Origin of the sequence: Streptomyces erythrochromogenes (assembly GCF_036170895.1) — a bacterium.
In the GTDB taxonomy this organism is placed as follows: domain Bacteria; phylum Actinomycetota; class Actinomycetes; order Streptomycetales; family Streptomycetaceae; genus Streptomyces; species Streptomyces erythrochromogenes.
Map to the genome: position 1 here is coordinate 3,566,403 of NZ_CP108036.1, position 17,445 is coordinate 3,583,847.

Below are 17,445 nucleotides of genomic sequence, written 5' to 3' on the forward strand. Positions count from 1 at the left end.
CCGGAGAACGACTGGGAGCCCCCGACGATGCGGCCGACGCCCCGCGGCACTTCCGGGAATGCGAAAGAACCCCCGTCCACTGCGTTTCCGCAGATGAACGGGGGTTCCACTCGCGTGGCGGCGCCAGGGTTCGAACCTGGGTAGGCTGAGCCGGCAGATTTACAGTCTGCTCCCTTTGGCCACTCGGGCACACCGCCAAGAGTTGCTGCCGTTTTTTCCGCCTTGCGGCGGCGCTCCCCGGCAACGACGTAAACGATACCTGATGACCGGGGGTGCTTCACCACCGGATTGATCAGCGCTGCGGGTGGGCGCGGTGGCTAGGCTTTGCCGAGCGGGCCGGGCACGTCCGGCCGCGCCCTCCGGGGTGATCACAACCGACTTCAAGGAGCCACAGCACATGGCCGACTCCAGTTTCGACATCGTCTCGAAGGTCGAGCGGCAGGAGGTCGACAACGCCCTCAACCAGGCCGCCAAGGAGCTCTCGCAGCGCTACGACTTCAAGGGCACCGGCGCCACCATCGCCTGGTCCGGCGAGAAGATCCTGATGGAGGCGAACTCCGAGGAGCGCGTCAAGGCCGTCCTCGACGTCTTCGAGACCAAGCTGGTCAAGCGCGGTATCTCGCTCAAGGCGCTGGACGCCGGTGAGCCGCAGCTGTCCGGCAAGGAGTACAAGATCTTCGCCACGATCGAGGAGGGCATCTCCCAGGAGAACGCCAAGAAGGTCGCGAAGATCATCCGTGACGAGGGTCCGAAGGGCGTCAAGGCCCAGGTCCAGGGCGAAGAGCTGCGCGTCAGCTCCAAGAGCCGTGACGACCTCCAGGCCGTCCAGGCCCTCCTCAAGGGCAAGGACCTGGACTTCGCGATCCAGTTCGTGAACTACCGCTGACGCAGGTCCGCGACCTGTCACCACGCCGGCCCGGCGGTCTTCACCGACCGCCGGGCCGCGGTGGTTGCGGGGTGCGTGGGGTGTGTGTGCCGGGCGTGTGCGGCGCACGCGCCGCCGCGGGCTTCCGTGGGCACTTGGGGGGCGGGGAGTGCGCCCAGCACGGTGGGTGGCATCACATCACCGCGTGGCAGGGGGGTCTCGCATGCCTGGGGCCGGCACGTTTCGCGCAGACTTCGGGGCGTCCGTCGTCGTCGCACTGGTCGCGATCCCCCTGTGCGTGGGGGTGGCGGTCGCCTCCGGGGTGCAGGCCGAGCTGGGGATCGTCACCGGCGTGGTCGGGGGTCTGGTCACCGGCTGGTTCCGCGGGAGCTCCCTGCAGGTGAGCGGGCCCGCGGCCGGGCTCACCGTGCTCGTCTACGAGGCGCTGCAGACGTACGGCACGGCCGCCCTCGGGGTGCTGGTGCTGGCCGCCGGCGCGCTGCAGCTGGGCATGGGGGTGCTGCGGCTCGGGCGGTGGTTCCGGGCGATCTCCGTGGCCGTCGTGCACGGGATGCTGGCCGGCATCGGGCTCGTGCTGATCTCCGGGCAGCTGTACGCCCTGGGCGACGCGGAGGCTCCCGGGCAGACCCTGGCGAAGCTGGGCGGGGTGCACGGGCTCGCGGCGCGGGCCGACTGGGCCGCGGTGCTGCTCGGGGTCGGAACCATCGCCGTCATGGTGGTGTGGCGCCGGGCGCCCGCCCGTCTGCGGCTGCTGCCGGGCGCGCTGGTCGGGGTGGCCGCCGCCGCCACCGTGGCCGCCCTGTTGCGGCTGCCCGTCGAGAAGGTGCGGGTGACGGGGGTCCTTGGGGCCGTGTCCCCGCCCGCCTGGGGCGAGTTCGGGGTGCTGGCGTCCTTCGGCGCGGCCGGGACGGTGGTCGCGCTGGCGCTGATCGCTTCCGCGGAGACCCTCTTCAGCGCGGCCGCCGTGGACCGGATGCACGACGGGCCCCGGACGGAGTACGACCGGGAACTGATCGCCCAGGGCGTGGGCAACAGCGTCTGCGGGCTGCTCGGGGCGCTGCCGATGACCGCCGTGATCGTCCGCAGCGCCGCCAACGTGGAGGCCGGAGCGCGCACCCGTGCCTCCCGGGTGATGCACGGCGGCTGGCTGCTGCTCTTCGCCGTGGCCTTCCCCCAGGTGCTGGAGCTCGTGCCGCTGGCCGCTCTGGCCGGGGTGCTGCTGTACGCGGGGTGGAAGCTGCTGCCGGTCAGGGCGGTGGCGGTGCTGTGGCGCACGCACCGGGGCGAGGCGGTGGTGCTGGTCGCCACGGCCGGCGCGATCGTCGTCACCAACCTCTTCGAGGGGGTGCTGGTCGGGCTGGGGCTGGCCATCGCCAAGGCCGCCTGGGAGACCTCCCACGTGCACATCGAGGAGGTGTGGGAGGACGAGGAGCTGTGCGTGCGGGTCATGGGGAACGCCAGCTTCCTGCGACTGCCCAAACTGCTCGACGCCTTGGACGCGCTGCCCCACGGACAGCCGGTGCGGCTGGACCTGAGCGGTCTGCGCCATCTCGACCACGCCTGCCTGACCGCCCTGGAGGGCTGGGAGCGCACCCGGACGCCGCTCCCCGGCCGCGAGGGCGTCACCTAGCCCGGATACCCTCCGCCGGTGGAGAACGAGCTGAAGCGCACCCTGGGGGTCTTCGACGCGGTCGTCGTCGGGCTCGGAGCGATGGTCGGCGCCGGGGTCTTCGCGGCCTTCGCCCCGGCCGCCCGGGCCGCGGGCGGGGCGCTCCTCGCCGCCCTCGCGGTGGCGGCTCTCGTGGCCTACTGCAACGCGCACTCCTCGGCGCGGCTGGCCGCCCGGTATCCGGCCTCCGGCGGCACCTACGTGTACGGGCGGGAGCGGCTCGGCCCCTTCTGGGGCCATCTGGCCGGCTGGGGGTTCGTGATCGGCAAGACCGCGTCCTGCGCGGCGATGGCCCTGACGGTGGGTGCCTACGTGTGGCCCGGGCGCGAGCACGCCGTGGCCGTGGCGGCGGTGGTGGCGATCACCGCCGCGAGCTACGGCGGTGTGCAGAAGTCCGCCCGGATCGCGCGGCTGATCGTGGCGGCGGTGCTGGCGGTGCTGGCCGGGGTGGTCGTGGTGTGCCTGTCCTCGGGTGCGGCCGCACCCGAGCGGCTCATCGGGGCGCACTGGTCCCTCTTCGGGCTGTTGCAGGGCGCCGGCCTGCTGTTCTTCGCCTTCGCGGGCTACGCGCGGATCACCACCCTGGGCGAGGAAGTGCGGGATCCGGAACGGACGATCCCACGGGCGGTGCCGCTCGCGCTGGGGATCGCCCTGCTGGTGTACGCGGCGGTGGCGGTGGCGGTTCTCTCGGTGCTCGGCGTCGAGGGGCTGGCCCGGTCGGCCGCCCCGCTGGCGGACGCGGTCCGGGCGGCGGGTGCGCCGGAACTGGCGCCGGTCGTCCGGGTGGGCGCGGCCCTGGCCGCGCTGGGCTCGCTGCTGGCCCTCGTGCTCGGGGTGTCGCGGACGGTCCTGGCGATGGCCCGGGACGGCCATCTGCCGCGCGCGCTGGCCGCCGTACACCCCCGGCACCAGGTGCCGCACCATGCCGAGCTGGCGGTGGGTGCGGTGGTGGCGGTGCTCGCGGCCACCGCCGATCTGCGGGGCGCGATCGGTTTCTCCTCCTTCGGAGTGCTCGCCTATTACGCGATCGCGAACGCTTCCGCGTGGACTCTCGATTCAGGTGTCAAGGGGCGGGCCGTGGCGGCGGTCGGGCTGTCCGGCTGTGTGGTGCTGGCGTGTGCGCTGCCCCTCGCCTCGGCGGTCGCGGGGGCCGCGGTACTGGCTCTGGGCGCCGTGGCGTACCGGGTGCGGGGCCGGCTCAGATCCGGGATCTGAACTCCGCCCAGGGCGCGAGTTCCAGGTCGTGGTCCTCCCCCAGGACGGACTCCTCGCAGAACCACGCGGTGCCGTCGAGCCAGCCGCGCAGCCAGCCCGCCAGGCCCGGTGCGTCGACGGACCAGGCGACGTCCGGCTCCCCGGGATTCGGGTCGAACAGCAGGACCTGGGCGGTTTCGGATCTGCAGTCGACGCAGGCGTACATGGCGCATCCGAGGTCGGCGACGGGCAGGACCGCCTCGGGCCACCGCCAGCCGGAGGCGCGCTGGGCCTCGTAGGCGCCGAGGGCCTGACGCAGCGGCAGGAGCCCGTGCTCCGGGCCGAATCCGCCGTCCCCGACGCGGGTGTAGAGCCGGGCGAGCAGGGGCGGCAGGGCGAAGCCGAGTATGCCCTCGGCGCGGGCGATCTCCCCGGCGCCCAGCGGCGTGGGCAGGGGCTTTCCCTGGGCCCGTGCGGAGTTGCGCGCACGGTCTGCGACTTGCTCCAGCAACTGCTCGGTCTCGTTCATGCATTCATGGTGACGCACACCACTGACAGCCCGCCGCCCCTGTGGACAACTGCGCCGCGGACGGGCCTGGCCCGTCCGCGGCGCGGTGTCGAACTATCGCTTGCGTGTCGTCAGCGGGAGGCGAACGGGGCGTCCGTGGGGACGATTTCGCGGCCCAGCGGGAGCAGGGAGAGCGGGACCATCTTGAAGTTGGCGATGCCGAACGGGATGCCGATGATCGTGACGCAGAGGGCGATGCCGGTGACGATGTGGCCGAGGGCCAGCCACCAGCCGGCCAGCACCAGCCACAGGACGTTGCCGATGCAGGACGGGGCGCCCGCGTCGTGGCGCTCGACCGTGGTGTAGCCGAACGGCCAGAGGGCGTAGACCGCGATGCGGAAGGCGGCGATGCCGAACGGGATGCCGATGATGGTGATGCAGAGGAGCACACCCGCGAGCAGGTATCCCAGGAACAGCCAGATGCCGCTGAGGATGAGCCAGATGACGTTCAGGATTGTCTTCATTGGCGGCGGCCTGCCATCTGTTCGAGCCGGGCGATGCGCTCGGCCATCGGAGGGTGGGTGGAGAACATCTTGGAAAGGCCCGCGCCTGGCCGGAACGGGTTGGCGATCATCATATGACTCGCCGTTTCCAGACGTGGCTCCGGCGGCAGCGGGAGCTGCTTGGTGCCCGCGTCGAGCTTGCGCAGGGCACTGGCCAGGGCGAGCGGGTCCCCGGTGAGCTGGGCTCCGGAGGCGTCGGCCTCGTACTCGCGCGAGCGGCTGATGGCCAGCTGGATCACCGAGGCGGCCAGCGGGCCCAGGATCATGATCAGCAGCATGCCGAGCAGGCCGGGGCCCTCGTCGTCGTTCGACCGGCCGATCGGGATGAGCCAGGCGAAGTTCACCAGGAACATGATCACCGAGGCGAGTGCTCCGGCCACCGACGAGATGAGGATGTCCCGGTTGTAGACGTGGCTGAGCTCGTGGCCGATGACCCCGCGCAGCTCGCGCTCGTCGAGGATGCGCAGGATGCCCTCGGTGCAGCAGACCGCGGCGTTGCGCGGGTTGCGGCCGGTGGCGAAGGCGTTCGGGGCCTCGGTGGGTGAGATGTAGAGCCGTGGCATGGGCTGGCGCGCGGACGTGGAGAGCTCGCGCACCATGCGGTAGAGCTGGGGAGCCTCGAACTCGCTGACGGGGCGGGCGCGCATCGCGCGTAGAGCCAGCTTGTCGCTGTTCCAGTACGCGTAGGCATTCGTCCCGAGAGCAACGAGGACGGCCACGATCAGGCCGGTCCGTCCGAAGAAGCTGCCGATGAGGATGATGACTGCGGACAGCCCGCCGAGGAGTACGGCGGTCTTGAGCCCGTTGTGCCGGCGGTGCACGGTACGCCCTCCAAGTGGTGCGGCAGGGGAGCCCGTCATGGATTTGAGGGTCTACGGTCCAGTGGACCCTCCCTTCCTGGTCAACGCGAGGTGGGGGCGTCTGGTTCCCAGGGCGTGCCGGGGCGACGGCCCGCCGCCGCCCTCTCGGCGGGGGTGGCGGGGCCGCCGCGTGCGTTACTCCGTACGGGGCAACCGCCCGGGTACGGGCTACTGCGTGAAGAGGCTCCCCGACGCGACGCGCAGGACGAGCTGCGGGGCGCCCGAGAGGACGACCGCGGTGATCGCGGTCGCGACGATGGCCGCCGCGACCGGCCAGGGGGCCTTCGTGCGGGCCCCCGCGCCGTCCGAGCCCTCCGCGCCCTCGGGCACGCGGAAGAGCAGCGCCGTCCAGCGCAGGTAGTAGTACAGGGCGATGACGACGTTGATCGCCATGAGCACGGCCAGCCAGCCCAGGCCCGCGTCGACGGCGGACTGGAAGACGGTGACCTTGGCGAAGAGCCCGATGATGCCGGGCGGCAGGCCCGCCAGGCAGAGCAGGAAGAAGGCCAGGGACAGTGCGGCGAGCGGGCGCTCGGCGTACAGGCCGCGGTAGTCGCTGATGCGATGGAGCGGCTTCGTCCGGGCGACGAGGGCGGCCACCGCGAAGGCGCCCAGGTTCACCGCGGCGTACATGAGGGCGTAGGCGAGGGTGGAGCCGATCTGGTCGCGCTCGGAGTACGCGGCTGCGGCGATCGGGACCAGCAGGTAGCCGGCCTGGCCGACCGAGGACCAGGCGAGCAGCCGTACGGCGCTGTTCGGGCGGTCCGCGCACTGGCGCACCGCCGCGGCGTTGCCCAGGGTCATGGTGAGCGCGGCGAGGACGGCGACCGCCGGGCCCCAGATCTGCGAGTACGCCGGGAAGGCGATCACCGTGACGAGGATGAGGCCGGTGAAGCCCACGGCCTTGCCGATCACGGAGAGGTAGCCGGCGATGGGCAGGGGGGCTCCGACGTAGGTGTCGGGGACCCAGAAGTGGAAGGGGACGGCCGCGGTCTTGAACGCGAAGCCGACCAGGGTGAGCGCGACACCGGCCATGGCGAGGGTGTCGAGCTGCCCGGGGACGTCCTCCAGGCGGTCCGCGACCTGCGTGAGGTGCAGCGATCCGGTGACGGCGTAGACGAAGCTGACGCCCATCAGCGACACGGCGGTGGCGGTGACGGAGGACAGGAAGAACTTCAGGGCGGCCTCGGAGGAGAGCCGGTCGCCGCGGCGCATGCCCACGAGCGCGAAGGCGGGCAGGGACGCGACCTCCAGCGCGACGATCAGGGTGGCGAGGTCCCGGGAGGCGGGCAGCAGGGCGGCGCCGGCGGCGGAGGAGAGCAGCAGGAACCAGTACTCGCCGGCGGGCATCCGCGTGTCGCGCACGGCGGTGACCGACAGGAGCGCGGTGAGCAGGGCTCCGGCCAGCACCAGGAACTGGACGACCACCGTGAAGTGGTCGGCGACGTAGCTGCAGGCCTCCGGGTCGGCGGTGAGGCAGAAGGTGGAGCGGTCGCCGGCGCGCAGCGGCAGCAGGGTGGCGATCGCGGCGGCCAGGCCGGCCACCGAGATCCAGCCGAGGACCGGCTTGTGCCGCTCGGCGACGAAGAGGTCGGCGACGAGGACGGCCAGGCCGACGACGGCGGTGATCACCACGGGTGCGATGGCGAGCCAGTCGACGGACTGGACCAGGCTGGGGGTCTCGGCCGCGAGGACCGTCAGGGCCGTCATGAGTTGCCTCCTGCGAGGAGCTGCTGAACGGCCGGGTCGGTCAGGCCGAGGAGGAGCGCGGGCCACAGGCCGGCGAGGACGGTGAGGGCGACGAGCGGGGTCCAGGCGGCGAACTCGTAGCGCTGGACGTCCGCGACGGCGAGCTCGGGGCCGGCCTTCGGGTCTCCCATGCAGACGCGGCGTACGACGACCAGCAGGTAGGCGGCCGTGAGCAGGGTGCCGAACGCGCCGATGGCCGTGTAGGTGAGGAACGCGGGGCGGGACAGGCCCTCGGCCGGGTCGAAGGCGCCGAAGAGGGCCAGCATCTCGCCCCAGAAGCCGGCCAGGCCGGGCAGGCCCAGGGAGGCGACGGCGGCGAAGGCGAGGAGCGCGCCGAAGCGGGGGGCGCGGCCGTAGAGGGCGGCGCCGGTGGCTCCGGCGAGGGTGTCGAGGTCGGCGGTGCCGTAGCGGTCCTTGAGGGCGCCGACCAGGAAGAAGAGGAGGCCGGTGATCAGGCCGTGGGCGATGTTGGCGAAGAGGGCGCCGTTGACTCCGGTGGGGGTCATGGACGCGATGCCGAGGAGGACGAAGCCCATGTGGCCGACGGAGGAGTAGGCGATGAGGCGCTTGAGGTCGCCCTTGTTCCCCTTGCGGGCCAGCGCGAGGCAGGCGAGCGATCCGTAGATGATGCCGACGGTGGCGAAGGCGCCCAGGTAGGGGGCGAAGGTGGCCATGCCGTCGGGGGTGACAGGGAGCAGGATGCGGACGAACCCGTACGTGCCCATCTTGAGCAGGACGCCGGCCAGGAGGACGGATCCGACGGTGGGGGCGGCGGTGTGGGCGTCGGGCAGCCAGCTGTGGAGGGGCCACATCGGGGTCTTCACGGCGAGGCCGAGACCGATGGACAGGACGGCCAGCAGCTGGGTGGTGTGGGACAGTTCGCGGCCGTTGTCAGAGGCGAGTGCCACCATGTCGAATGTGCCCGCCGTCACACCGATGAGGAGGAGGCCGAGCAGCATGACGACGGAGCCGAGGAGCGTGTAGAGGATGAACTTCCAGGCGGCGGCCTGCCGCTGGGCACCGCCCCAGCGGGCGATGAGGAAGTACATCGGGATGAGGACCATCTCGAAGGCGAGGAAGAAGAGCAGCAGGTCGAGGACGGCGAAGGTCGCGAGGGTGCCGGACTCGAGGACGAGGAGCAGCGCGACGAAGGCCTTCGGGGACGGGCCTGCGGGGAGCTTGAAGTAGCTGTAGAGCGCGCAGAGGAAGAACAGCAGCGCGGTCATCAGGAGGAGGGGGAGCGAGATGCCGTCGACACCGAGGTGGATCCGGACGTCCAGCGCCGGGATCCAGCTGATGTCCGTCGTCGCCTGGAAGCGGGACGGGGCGTCGTGGTCGAAGCCGAGGGCGAGGGCGATCGCCGCGGCGAGGATCACGCCCGTCACGGTCACGCCGTGGCGGAGCACGGCCTGCTCGGGGCCGCGGCCCTTGAGGCCGGGCGGGGCCGGCAGGAGGGCCGCGACGGCGCCGAGGAGCGGTGCGGCGACGATGAACGCCAGAAGGAACTGCATCACGGACGGGCTGATATCAATCACGGCTGACTCACGGCTCACGATCCGGCGTTGACGTTGGCGAGGACGGCGGTGGCGATCGCCAGGACCACGGCGCCGGCGAGCAGGGCGCTCAGGTAGCTCTGCACGTTGCCGGTCTGGGCGCGGCGTACGAGGCCGCCGAGCAGCCGGGTGCCGGTGCCCGCGCCGCGGACGTACGTGTCCACGACCTCGCGGTCGAGGAAGGCGACGAGGCGGGCCGCCGCACGGACGGGGCGGACGAACAGCCGGGAGTAGACGGCGTCCAGGTGGAAGCCGTCGGCCGCGTGGGGGTGCAGGGGGCCCAGGAGGGCCCGGCCGGGGTCGGCGGCGGGACCCGCCGGGACGGCGGGGTGCTCGTGGGTGACCTCCGCGACCTCGGGCGTCTCGGCGGCGGACTCGGCGGCCGCGGTGGCCGCGGACACCGTGGCGGCCACGGCGGCGGGCTGCTCGGCGGCGCCGGCGCTGCGGGCGGGTCCGGCCGCGGGGGCCGTGGCGGCCTTGACCGTGGCGCGCTGCCAGAGGGCGTAGGTGAGCATCGCGCCGATGACGGCGGCGCCCGTGCCGAGGACCGATGTGGCCAGGGTCGGGGTGAGTGCCCTGCCGTCGAACCAGTCGGCGAGCGAGTCCGCCGCGAGGCCGAAGCCGACCGACGGGATGGCCAGCAGCCACAGCACGCCGGTCATGGCGAAGGGCTCCTTGCCGTGGTCGGGGGCGGCTGCGCCCCGGCCGCGGAAGGCCATCAGCCACAACCGGGCGGCGTAGGCGGCGGTGAGCAGGGCGGTGAGCACGCCGGCGATCAGCACCAGCCAGCCGGCGGCGCTGGGAGCGAGGTCGGAGTGGCCGGTGGCGGTCTGCTCGGCGGCGACGAGGACGGCTTCCTTGGAGAAGAAGCCGGCGAAGGGCGGGATGGCGGCGAGCGCGAGCAGCGCGATCGTCATCGTCCAGAAGGCGTCGGGGATGCGCTTGGCCAGGCCGTCCATCCGGGACATGGCGGCCAGGGAGTTCGTACCGGCGGCGTGGATGATCACGCCCGCACCCAGGAAGAGGAGCGCCTTGAAGGCGCCGTGGGACAGGAGGTGGAAGACGGCCGCGCTGCGGTCGGCGACGGCCAGGGCGCCGGTCATGTAGGCGAGCTGGCCGATCGTGGAGTAGGCGAGCACCCGCTTGATGTCGTCCTGGGCCAGGGCGGCGAGGCCGGAGCCGACCATCGTGACGGCCGCCATGACGGCCATGACCACCAGTGCGGCGGCGGAGGCCGCGAAGACGGGCAGGAGGCGGGCGATGAAGTAGACACCGGCGGCGACCATCGTCGCGGCGTGGATCAGCGCGGAGACGGGGGTGGGGCCGGCCATCGCGTCGGGGAGCCAGGTGTGCAGCGGGAACTGCGCGGACTTGCCGGCGACTCCGGCGAGCAGGAGCAGCGCGATCAGCGTCGGGTGGTCGAGTCCGCCGGCGGCGACGGTCCCCAGGATCTTCGTGATCCGGAAGGAGCCGGCGTCGGTGGCGAGCGCGAACAGGCCGATGAGGAAGGGGACGTCGCCGAGCTTGGTGACGAGGAAGGCCTTCAGGGATGCGGAGCGGGCCGCTTCGGTCTCCCAGTAGTGGCCGACGAGGAAGTACGAGCAGATGCCCATGACTTCCCAGCCGACCAGCAGCACCATCAGGTCGCCGGAGTAGACGACGAGCAGCATGGCGGAGGTGAACAGCGAGACGAGGGCGGCGTACGAGGGGTAGCGCGGGTCCTCGCGGAGGTACGCCGTCGAGTAGAGCTGTACGCAGGTGGCGACGACCCCGACGAGGACGGCGACCAGTGCGGCGAAGCCGTCGATGTAGAGCGAGAGGTCGATCGGCACGGAGCCGGTCGGGGTCAGCTCGGTCGCGGTGCTGACCGGCTGCCCGCCGCCCTGGCGGACGGCGACGGCCACGGCCAGTACGGCGGCGGCGAGCGTCGGCAGGATCGCGAGCGGGCGGACGAATCCGGGGGCGCTGCGGCCGAGCAGCAGGCCCGCCACCGCGCCCAGGAAGGGCAGCAGCGGGACGAGGACGGCGAGGGTCGTGGTGCTCACGCGGCGACCTCCGGCCGGGCGGTGCTGGTGCTGTCGCTGTTGTCGTTCGGGTCGGGCTCGTGGCCTTCGGCGGTGTCGCGCAGGCGGTCGACGTCCGAGGTGCCGCGGTTGCGGTACACCATCAGCACGATCGCGAGGCCGATGCCGATCTCGGCGGCGGCGATGGCGATGGTGAAGAGGGTGAGGGCCTGGCCGGCGTGCAGGGTGTCGCGCAGCCAGACGTCGAAGGCCACCAGGTTGAGGTTGACGGCGTTGAGCATCAGCTCGACGGACATCAGGACCAGGATGGCGTTGCGGCGGGCGAGCACTCCGTACAGGCCCGTGCAGAAGAGGAGCGCCGCGAGCACGGCGGGGTAGGCGAGGTGCATCAGCGCTTCCCCTTGTCACGGGCGTCGGCGGGGTCGTTGCGGCGGGACAGCACGATGGCGCCGATCAGGGCGGCGAGGAGGAGGACCGAGAGCGCCTCGAAGGGCAGCACCCAGTGCTGGAAGAGGATCTCGCCGGAGACCTTCGTGGAGCCCTGGACCGGCCCGTCCAGGTCGATCCAGGTGGTGCGGAAGGCGTCGACGACCACCCAGACCAGGGCGACGGCCGCGACGACGGCGACGCCGAGCGCGATCCACCGGTTGCCGGAGTCCGCGTCCGGGGAGCGGCCGATGGGGGCCTTGGTGAGCATCAGCCCGAAGAGGAGGAGGACGACCACGGAGCCGAGGTAGATCAGGACCTGGACCCAGGCGATGAACTCGGCGGTCAGCAGCAGGTACTCGACGGCGATGCCGCCGAGGGCGACGACGAGCCAGAGGGCAGCGTGCACCAGCTGCTTGGTGGTGACCGTGACGAGGGCCGCCCCGAAGGTGGCGAGGCCCACGAGGAGGAAGGCGATCTCGACGCCCGTCGGGGACAGGAAACCGGGCCCGGTGGTGGCGGCTGCGGCCACGGTGGCGGCGGGGGTCACGCGTCTGACTCCGGGGTCGGGGTGGTCGGCGGTTCGGTCTCGGCCGTCTGGGCGGCGGCTTCTGCGGCGGCCGCCGCGGCGGCCGCGGCTGCTGCTGCTTCGGCCTTCTCCACCGCCTTGCGGGCGGCGGCGATCTCCTTGGGCTCCTCGGCCCGCGGGTCGAGGGCGGGCGGGGCGGGGACGGTCCACATCCACTCGCGGAGTTTGTCGCGCTCGTGGGTCAGCTCGTGGATGTCGGTCTCCGCGTACTCGAACTCCGGCGACCAGAAGAGGGCGTCGAAGGGGCACACCTCGATGCAGATGCCGCAGTACATGCAGAGGGAGAAGTCGATGGCGAAGCGGTCGAGCACGTTGCGGCTGCGCTCGCGGCCGCCGGGGGTGGAGGCGGGGACCGTCTCCTTGTGGGAGTCGATGTAGATGCACCAGTCGGGGCACTCACGGGCGCAGAGCATGCAGACCGTGCAGTTCTCCTCGAACAGGCCGATGACCCCGCGGGAGCGGGGCGGGAGCTCGGGCTGGACGTCGGGGTACTGGGCCGTGTGCGAGCGCTTCGTCATGGTGCGCAGCGTGACGGCCAGGCCCTTGGCGAGGCCGGATCCGGGGATGGGCATTACTGGATCGCCACCTTCACGATGCCGGTGAGCGCGATCTGGGCGAGCGCGAGCGGGATGAGTGCGGTCCAGGCGAGCTTCTGGAGCTGGTCCTCGCGCAGGCGCGGGTAGCTCACGCGGAGCCAGATCACGACGAAGGCGAGGAGCGCGGTCTTGAGCAGGGTCCAGACCCAGCCGAGGCCCTCGGCGCCGAAGGGGCCGTGCCAGCCGCCGAGGAAGAGGACGGTGGTGAGGAAGCAGAGGACGACGATGCCGGCGTATTCGGCGAGCAGGAACAGAGCGAAGCGCAGGCCCGTGTACTCGGTGTACGCGCCGAAGATGATCTCGGAGTCGGCGACGGGCATGTCGAAGGGGGGCCGCTGCAGTTCGGCGAGGCCTGCGGTGAAGAACACGAGGGCGCCGACGATCTGCCAGGGCAGCCACCACCACTCGAAGGCCTCCACGATGCCGGGGAGGGAGACCGTCCCGGCGGCCATCGCCACGGAGGCGGCGGCGAGCAGCATGGGGAGTTCGTAGGCGAGCAGCTGTGCGGCGGTGCGCAGGCCGCCGAGCAGGGAGAACTTGTTCGCGGAGGCCCATCCGGCCATGAGGGAGCCGAGGACTCCGACGCCCATGACGGCGAGGACGAAGAACAGGCCGGCGTCGATGACCTGGCCGACCGCGCCCTCGCCCGGGCCGATAGGGATGGCGAGGAGGACGAGGAGGTAGGGCAGCAGGGCGACGGCGGGGGCCAGCTGGAAGATCCGGCGGTCGGCGTTGGCCGGGACGACGTCTTCCTTCTGCGCGAACTTCACGCCGTCGGCGACGAGCTGGGCCCAGCCGTGGAAGCCGCCGGCGTACATGGGGCCGAGGCGGCCCTGCATGTGGGCCATCACCTTGTGCTCGGTCTGCCCGACGACGAGCGGGAGCACGAGGAAGACGGCGAAGACGACGATCAGCCGCAGGGCGACGTCGAGTACGTCGTTCACGCGTCGCCTCCGTTGTCGGTGGTGGGGTCGGTCTCGGGATCGGCCGGGCGCCGCTCGGGGGCGGGTCCGGTCTTCGGGGCGGGGCCGGGCTCGGCCTTCGGAGCCTTGGGTTCCGGTGCGGGCCCGGCTCCGGGCTCGGCCTTCGGAGCCTTGGGGTCCGGTGCGGGCCCGGCTCCCGGCTCGGCCTTCGGAGCCGCCTCGGGGGCCGGTTCGTCGAAGGCGGGCTTCGGGTCGTGCCAGGGGGCGTCGGAGCTGCGGGGGGCGGGGCGGCGAGGGGCGGCCGGCTCGCCTGCCGCCTGGCCGGCCGAGCCGTCCGCTGCCGAGCGGGTACGGCGGGGCGGGCGGGCCGGGGCTTCGGGGGCCTCCGTACCCGGAGCGGCATCGTCCGGGGCCTCGGCCCCGGCGGCCTGGCTCGCGGATCCGTCGGCCGCCGAGCGCGAACGGCGCGGCGGCCGGGCCGGGGCTTCGGGGGCCTCCGTGCCCGGGGCGGCCTCGGCGGCCTGGCTCGCGGAGCCTTCCGTGACCGAGCGGGTGCGGCGCGGCGGGCGGGCCGGGGTCTCCGGGGTGGCGGCTTCGGCGGCCTGGGTGGCCGAGCCCTCGGCGACCGAGCGGGTCCGGCGGACGGGGGCGCCCTCGCGCGGGGTACGGGCGGCGGCGCCGGCCGCACCGGCGGCGCGCGGGGTACGGGCGGGACGGGCCGGGGCCGGCGGGAGCTGGCCCTTCATCGGGCCCCAGTCGTTGGGGTCCGGCACGCCGGGCGGCAGCATCTGACGGCGCTTCGGGGCGTCGGGGTCGTGGGCCTCGCCCGGTTCCTTCGCACCCGGCCAGGCCTTCGCGACGCGCGCGGCCAGCACGAAGTCCTTGCGCAGCGGGTGCCCCTCGAAGTTCTCCGGGAGCAGGAGGTGCACCAGGTGCGGGTGGTCGGTGAAGGTGATCCCGAACATCTCGAACGTCTCGCGCTCGTGCCACTCCGCCCCCGCGTATACGGCGACGGCCGACGGCAGGGAGGGGGCTCCGTGCGGGACGGTCGTGCGCAGCAGGAGCCGGCGTACCCGGTGGTTCTCCAGCGAGGCGACGTGGGCGCAGACCCGCAAGCCGGTGCCGGGCTCGTCCACGGCGCTCAGCCAGTCGAAGTACGTGCAGCCCAGTTTGTCCCGGGCGATCTCCAGGGCGGAGATCCAGCTGCCCACGGGCACGTCCACGGTGAGGACGTCGTAGGAGAGCTCGGCGACGGCCTCGGCACCGAAGACCGCCGGCGCGGCGTCGGGGAGGGAGTCGTAGAGGTTCACGCGCCGGCCCCCTGCCCGGGTGCCGGCGGGGCGCTGACCAGGCCGCTGGTCAGCTGCGAGACGGACGGCCCCGAGGCGTAGCGCTCGGCCAGCGACTCGCGGGCGATCTTCTCCTGGAGCTTGAGGATGCCCTGGAGGAGCGCCTCCGGGCGCGGCGGGCAGCCGGGCACGTAGACGTCGACGGGGATGATCTGGTCGACGCCCTTCGTCACCGAGTACGAGTCCCAGTACGGGCCGCCGCAGTTGGAGCAGGCGCCGAAGGAGATGACGTACTTCGGCTCGGGCATCTGCTCGTAGAGCCGCTTGACGGCGGGGGCCATCTTGTCCGTGACGGTGCCCGAGACGATCATCAGGTCGGCCTGGCGCGGCCCCGGTGCGAAGGGGATGACGCCGAGGCGGATGAAGTCGTGCCGGGCCATGGAGGCGGCGATGAACTCGATCGCACAGCAGGCCAGGCCGAAGTTGAAGACCCACAGGCTGTACCGGCGGCCCCAGTTCAGGACCACCTTCATCGGTTCCGGGGCCAGGCGGGAGAGGACTCCGAGGCGCTTGGGCTCCGGGAGCAGCTCCGGCTGAGGTGTCACGTCCATTCGAGGACGCCCTTCTTGTACGCATAGAGCAGGCCGACGGCCAGGAAGCCCAGGAAGATGAACATCTCGACCAGGGTCGTGGCGCCGTAGCCGGCGGCGGCGAACACCGTCGCCCACGGGAACAGGAAGATCGAGTCGACGGCGAAGATGACGTAGAGGAAGGCGTAGACGTAGTAGCGGACCTGGGTGTGCGCCCAGCCCTCGCCGACGGGGTCCACGCCGCATTCGTACGTCAGGAGCTTCTCGGGGGTCGGGACCACGGGCCGCAGGAGGCGGCCCGCGCCGAAGGCGACGGCCACGAAGAGCACACCGAGGGCTGCCAGCAGGCCGACGACCGAATAACTCCGGAAGTAGTCCGCCGCGAGCACGGTTACGGTCGATACCGTTGGTTCGGGCACGTCCGTTCCTCGCTCCTCGGTCGCTGTCGACGATCTGGTACGGACGGGAGTCTAGGGCCTGCCTCACACGGGGTGGGGTTATCCCCCGTTCACAGCACCCCGGCCACCCCATGGCATCAGCGAGCCGCGCTTGACAGGCTGTGGCGCATGACCACGAGCCTCGCCATCGCCGACAACGACAGACCTCCCCGCGTGCGGCCCGTATTCAGCGCCGTCACGTGGAAGGAAATCGCCCATCTGGTGACCAATCTGCCTGAGGCGATCCTGGGTTTCGTTTACGCGGTTGTCATGGTTTCCACCGCGGGCGGTCTTTCCGTGACCGCGATCGGACTTCCTTTGCTTGCGGTCGGTCTCTTTTTGTCTCGGCAATGGGGACGGCTGGAGCGGGCCCGCGCACGGTTGCTTCTGGGCGTACGGGTGGAGGAGCCGACTCCGATCCCCGGTCCGCGGCGGTCCGGCGGATTCTTCCCCTGGCTGTGGACGAGCATCAAGGATCCGGTCGGCTGGCGGACCGTGCTGTACCAGCTGATCCGGCTGCCCTGGGCGGTGCTCACCTTCACGGTAGTCCTGACCGGACTGTTCGTGCTGTGGCCGGTGCTGCCGTATCTGGTGCGGCTGCTCGCGAACGCGGACCGCGCGATGGTACGGGGCCTGCTGTCGCCCTCCGACGACCTGGAGCGGCGGATCGCCGAGCTGGAGTCGGACAGGGGCGTGGTCGTCGACACGGCGGCCGCCGACCTGCGGCGCATCGAGCGGGACCTGCACGACGGAGCGCAGGCGCGGCTGGTCGCGCTGGCGATGGGGCTGGGTCTGGCGAAAGAGAAGCTGCTGGAGGACCCGGAGGGCGCGGCGGCGATGGTCGACGAGGCCCACGGGGAGGTGAAGCTGGCCCTCCAGGAGTTGCGGGACCTGGCCCGCGGGATCCACCCGGCCGTGCTGACCGACCGGGGGCTGGACGCGGCGCTGTCGTCGGTGGCGGCGCGGTGCGTGGTGCCCGTGAAGGTACTGGTGGACCTGCCGGCGGGGCAGGAGGCCCGGCCGGCCGAGGCGATCGAGGGGATCGCGTACTTCGTGGTGTCCGAGCTGCTGCAGAACGTGAGCAAGCACGCGAGGGCGCGCGGCGCGACCGTGGAGGTCTGGCGGGCGGGGGCCCGGCTGATGATCCGGGTGTCCGACGACGGGCGGGGCGGAGCGGACACCTCCGGCGGGAGCGGGCTGGCGGGGCTGGCGGAGCGGCTGGACGCGGTGGACGGGGTGCTGGTGGTGGACTCCCCGGAGGGGGAGGGGACGGTGGTGTCCGCAGAGCTGCCATGGCGCGACCGGGTCCCGGGCCGGGGTTGAGGCCGCGCCGGCCGTAGCCGGCCTGTGGGGCTGAGCGGGACTCCCGTCCGGGGTGGGCGGGGGTCCCGTTCGTCTGTCCGGCTCGCCGCCGCTTCCCGGGGCGCCGCCGCTTCCCGGGGCGCCGCCGCTTCCCGGGGCGCCGCCCCGGACCCGCCGACTCGCCGCCGCTCCCCGGGGCGCCGCCCCGGACCCCGCGCCTCGATCTCCCCCGGCTGCCGCCGGGAGGCGCCCCCTGGCGGGGCTGGACGTGCCGGCCCGCTCCGAAG

General features: G+C 72.5%; 17 protein-coding genes and 1 tRNA gene. 4 read left to right on the forward strand and 14 right to left on the reverse strand.

The window, feature by feature from the left end; translation table 11 throughout:
* Window positions 1-115 precede the first annotated feature (115 nt).
* Window positions 116-197 (reverse strand) — tRNA-Tyr (locus OHA91_RS16025).
* A gap of 200 nt (window positions 198-397) precedes the next feature.
* Between OHA91_RS16025 and OHA91_RS16030 the strand changes: the two genes are divergently transcribed.
* The 3 genes from OHA91_RS16030 (at window position 398) to OHA91_RS16040 (ending at window position 3,770) form a co-directional block, all read left to right on the forward strand.
* Complete coding sequence (locus tag OHA91_RS16030; protein WP_030653550.1) at window positions 398-886, forward strand: YajQ family cyclic di-GMP-binding protein; 489 nt, start codon at window positions 398-400, stop codon at window positions 884-886.
* A gap of 202 nt (window positions 887-1,088) precedes the next feature.
* The gene (locus tag OHA91_RS16035) at window positions 1,089-2,516 is read left to right on the forward strand and encodes a SulP family inorganic anion transporter (RefSeq protein ID WP_266498505.1); all 1,428 of its coding nucleotides are present in this window, start codon (window positions 1,089-1,091) and stop codon (window positions 2,514-2,516) included.
* Window positions 2,517-2,534: 18 nt separating this feature from the next.
* Window positions 2,535-3,770, forward strand: a complete 1,236-nt coding sequence (locus OHA91_RS16040; RefSeq protein WP_266498507.1) for an APC family permease — start codon at window positions 2,535-2,537, stop codon at window positions 3,768-3,770.
* Here the strand turns inward: OHA91_RS16040 and OHA91_RS16045 are convergent.
* The 13 genes from OHA91_RS16045 to OHA91_RS16105 all read right to left on the reverse strand — a co-directional run bounded on the left by OHA91_RS16045 (window position 3,754) and on the right by OHA91_RS16105 (window position 15,838).
* Window positions 3,754-4,278 (reverse strand): SMI1/KNR4 family protein, encoded by a 525-nt coding sequence (locus OHA91_RS16045; RefSeq protein ID WP_266498509.1) that lies wholly within the window; start codon window positions 4,276-4,278, stop codon window positions 3,754-3,756. The genes OHA91_RS16040 and OHA91_RS16045 overlap by 17 nt on opposite strands.
* 110 nt (window positions 4,279-4,388) lie before the next feature.
* Window positions 4,389-4,781 carry a YccF domain-containing protein gene (locus OHA91_RS16050; protein WP_030842592.1) on the reverse strand — a complete coding sequence of 131 codons (393 nt, stop codon included), beginning with the start codon at window positions 4,779-4,781 and terminating at the stop codon, window positions 4,389-4,391.
* The gene (gene htpX / locus OHA91_RS16055) at window positions 4,778-5,641 is read right to left on the reverse strand and encodes a zinc metalloprotease HtpX (RefSeq protein WP_031152650.1); all 864 of its coding nucleotides are present in this window, start codon (window positions 5,639-5,641) and stop codon (window positions 4,778-4,780) included. Before htpX ends, OHA91_RS16050 begins: the two co-directional genes overlap by 4 nt.
* 207 nt (window positions 5,642-5,848) lie before the next feature.
* Window positions 5,849-7,390: an NADH-quinone oxidoreductase subunit N gene (locus OHA91_RS16060; RefSeq protein WP_078959384.1), complete on the reverse strand. Its 1,542-nt coding sequence runs from the start codon at window positions 7,388-7,390 to the stop codon at window positions 5,849-5,851.
* Window positions 7,387-8,940: a complex I subunit 4 family protein gene (locus tag OHA91_RS16065; protein WP_031152645.1), complete on the reverse strand. Its 1,554-nt coding sequence runs from the start codon at window positions 8,938-8,940 to the stop codon at window positions 7,387-7,389. The genes OHA91_RS16060 and OHA91_RS16065 overlap by 4 nt, the downstream gene beginning before the upstream one ends.
* Window positions 8,941-8,978: 38 nt before the next feature.
* Window positions 8,979-11,027, reverse strand: coding sequence for an NADH-quinone oxidoreductase subunit 5 family protein (locus OHA91_RS16070; RefSeq protein ID WP_328739523.1), 2,049 nt, complete (start codon window positions 11,025-11,027; stop codon window positions 8,979-8,981).
* Entirely contained in the window at window positions 11,024-11,395 is a 372-nt protein-coding gene (gene nuoK / locus OHA91_RS16075) for an NADH-quinone oxidoreductase subunit NuoK (RefSeq protein WP_031152640.1), read from the reverse strand. The genes OHA91_RS16070 and nuoK overlap by 4 nt, the downstream gene beginning before the upstream one ends.
* Window positions 11,395-11,982: an NADH-quinone oxidoreductase subunit J family protein gene (locus OHA91_RS16080; RefSeq protein ID WP_037632779.1), complete on the reverse strand. Its 588-nt coding sequence runs from the start codon at window positions 11,980-11,982 to the stop codon at window positions 11,395-11,397. The genes nuoK and OHA91_RS16080 overlap by 1 nt, the downstream gene beginning before the upstream one ends.
* Window positions 11,979-12,593 (reverse strand): NuoI/complex I 23 kDa subunit family protein, encoded by a 615-nt coding sequence (locus OHA91_RS16085; RefSeq protein WP_031152635.1) that lies wholly within the window; start codon window positions 12,591-12,593, stop codon window positions 11,979-11,981. Before OHA91_RS16085 ends, OHA91_RS16080 begins: the two co-directional genes overlap by 4 nt.
* Window positions 12,593-13,561, reverse strand: a complete 969-nt coding sequence (locus tag OHA91_RS16090) for a complex I subunit 1/NuoH family protein (protein ID WP_266498521.1) — start codon at window positions 13,559-13,561, stop codon at window positions 12,593-12,595. Before OHA91_RS16090 ends, OHA91_RS16085 begins: the two co-directional genes overlap by 1 nt.
* Window positions 13,558-14,850, reverse strand: coding sequence for an NADH-quinone oxidoreductase subunit C (locus OHA91_RS16095; protein ID WP_328739524.1), 1,293 nt, complete (start codon window positions 14,848-14,850; stop codon window positions 13,558-13,560). The genes OHA91_RS16090 and OHA91_RS16095 overlap by 4 nt, the downstream gene beginning before the upstream one ends.
* Window positions 14,847-15,440: an NADH-quinone oxidoreductase subunit B gene (locus tag OHA91_RS16100; RefSeq protein ID WP_031152632.1), complete on the reverse strand. Its 594-nt coding sequence runs from the start codon at window positions 15,438-15,440 to the stop codon at window positions 14,847-14,849. Before OHA91_RS16100 ends, OHA91_RS16095 begins: the two co-directional genes overlap by 4 nt.
* Entirely contained in the window at window positions 15,431-15,838 is a 408-nt protein-coding gene (locus tag OHA91_RS16105; RefSeq protein WP_030012240.1) for an NADH-quinone oxidoreductase subunit A, read from the reverse strand. The genes OHA91_RS16100 and OHA91_RS16105 overlap by 10 nt, the downstream gene beginning before the upstream one ends.
* A 147-nt stretch (window positions 15,839-15,985) precedes the next feature.
* Here OHA91_RS16105 and OHA91_RS16110 point away from each other — a divergent pair, with 147 nt between their 5' ends.
* The gene (locus tag OHA91_RS16110; protein WP_031152631.1) at window positions 15,986-17,179 is read left to right on the forward strand and encodes a sensor histidine kinase; all 1,194 of its coding nucleotides are present in this window, start codon (window positions 15,986-15,988) and stop codon (window positions 17,177-17,179) included.
* The last annotated feature ends 266 nt before the right edge of the window (window positions 17,180-17,445 follow it).

Bases quoted from the DNA above. Each gene is read 5' to 3' on its own strand.
- OHA91_RS16030 (WP_030653550.1), top strand. From the start codon at position 398: ATGGCCGACTCCAGTTTCGACATCGTCTCGAAGGTCGAGCGGCAGGAG.
- OHA91_RS16035 (WP_266498505.1), top strand. From the start codon at position 1,089: ATGCCTGGGGCCGGCACGTTTCGCGCAGACTTCGGGGCGTCCGTCGTC.
- OHA91_RS16045 (WP_266498509.1), bottom strand. From the start codon at position 4,278: ATGAACGAGACCGAGCAGTTGCTGGAGCAAGTCGCAGACCGTGCGCGC.
- OHA91_RS16050 (WP_030842592.1), bottom strand. From the start codon at position 4,781: ATGAAGACAATCCTGAACGTCATCTGGCTCATCCTCAGCGGCATCTGG.
- OHA91_RS16060 (WP_078959384.1), bottom strand. From the start codon at position 7,390: ATGACGGCCCTGACGGTCCTCGCGGCCGAGACCCCCAGCCTGGTCCAG.
- OHA91_RS16065 (WP_031152645.1), bottom strand. From the start codon at position 8,940: ATGCAGTTCCTTCTGGCGTTCATCGTCGCCGCACCGCTCCTCGGCGCC.
- nuoK (WP_031152640.1), bottom strand. From the start codon at position 11,395: ATGCACCTCGCCTACCCCGCCGTGCTCGCGGCGCTCCTCTTCTGCACG.
- OHA91_RS16085 (WP_031152635.1), bottom strand. From the start codon at position 12,593: ATGCCCATCCCCGGATCCGGCCTCGCCAAGGGCCTGGCCGTCACGCTG.
- OHA91_RS16100 (WP_031152632.1), bottom strand. From the start codon at position 15,440: ATGGACGTGACACCTCAGCCGGAGCTGCTCCCGGAGCCCAAGCGCCTC.
- OHA91_RS16110 (WP_031152631.1), top strand. From the start codon at position 15,986: ATGACCACGAGCCTCGCCATCGCCGACAACGACAGACCTCCCCGCGTG.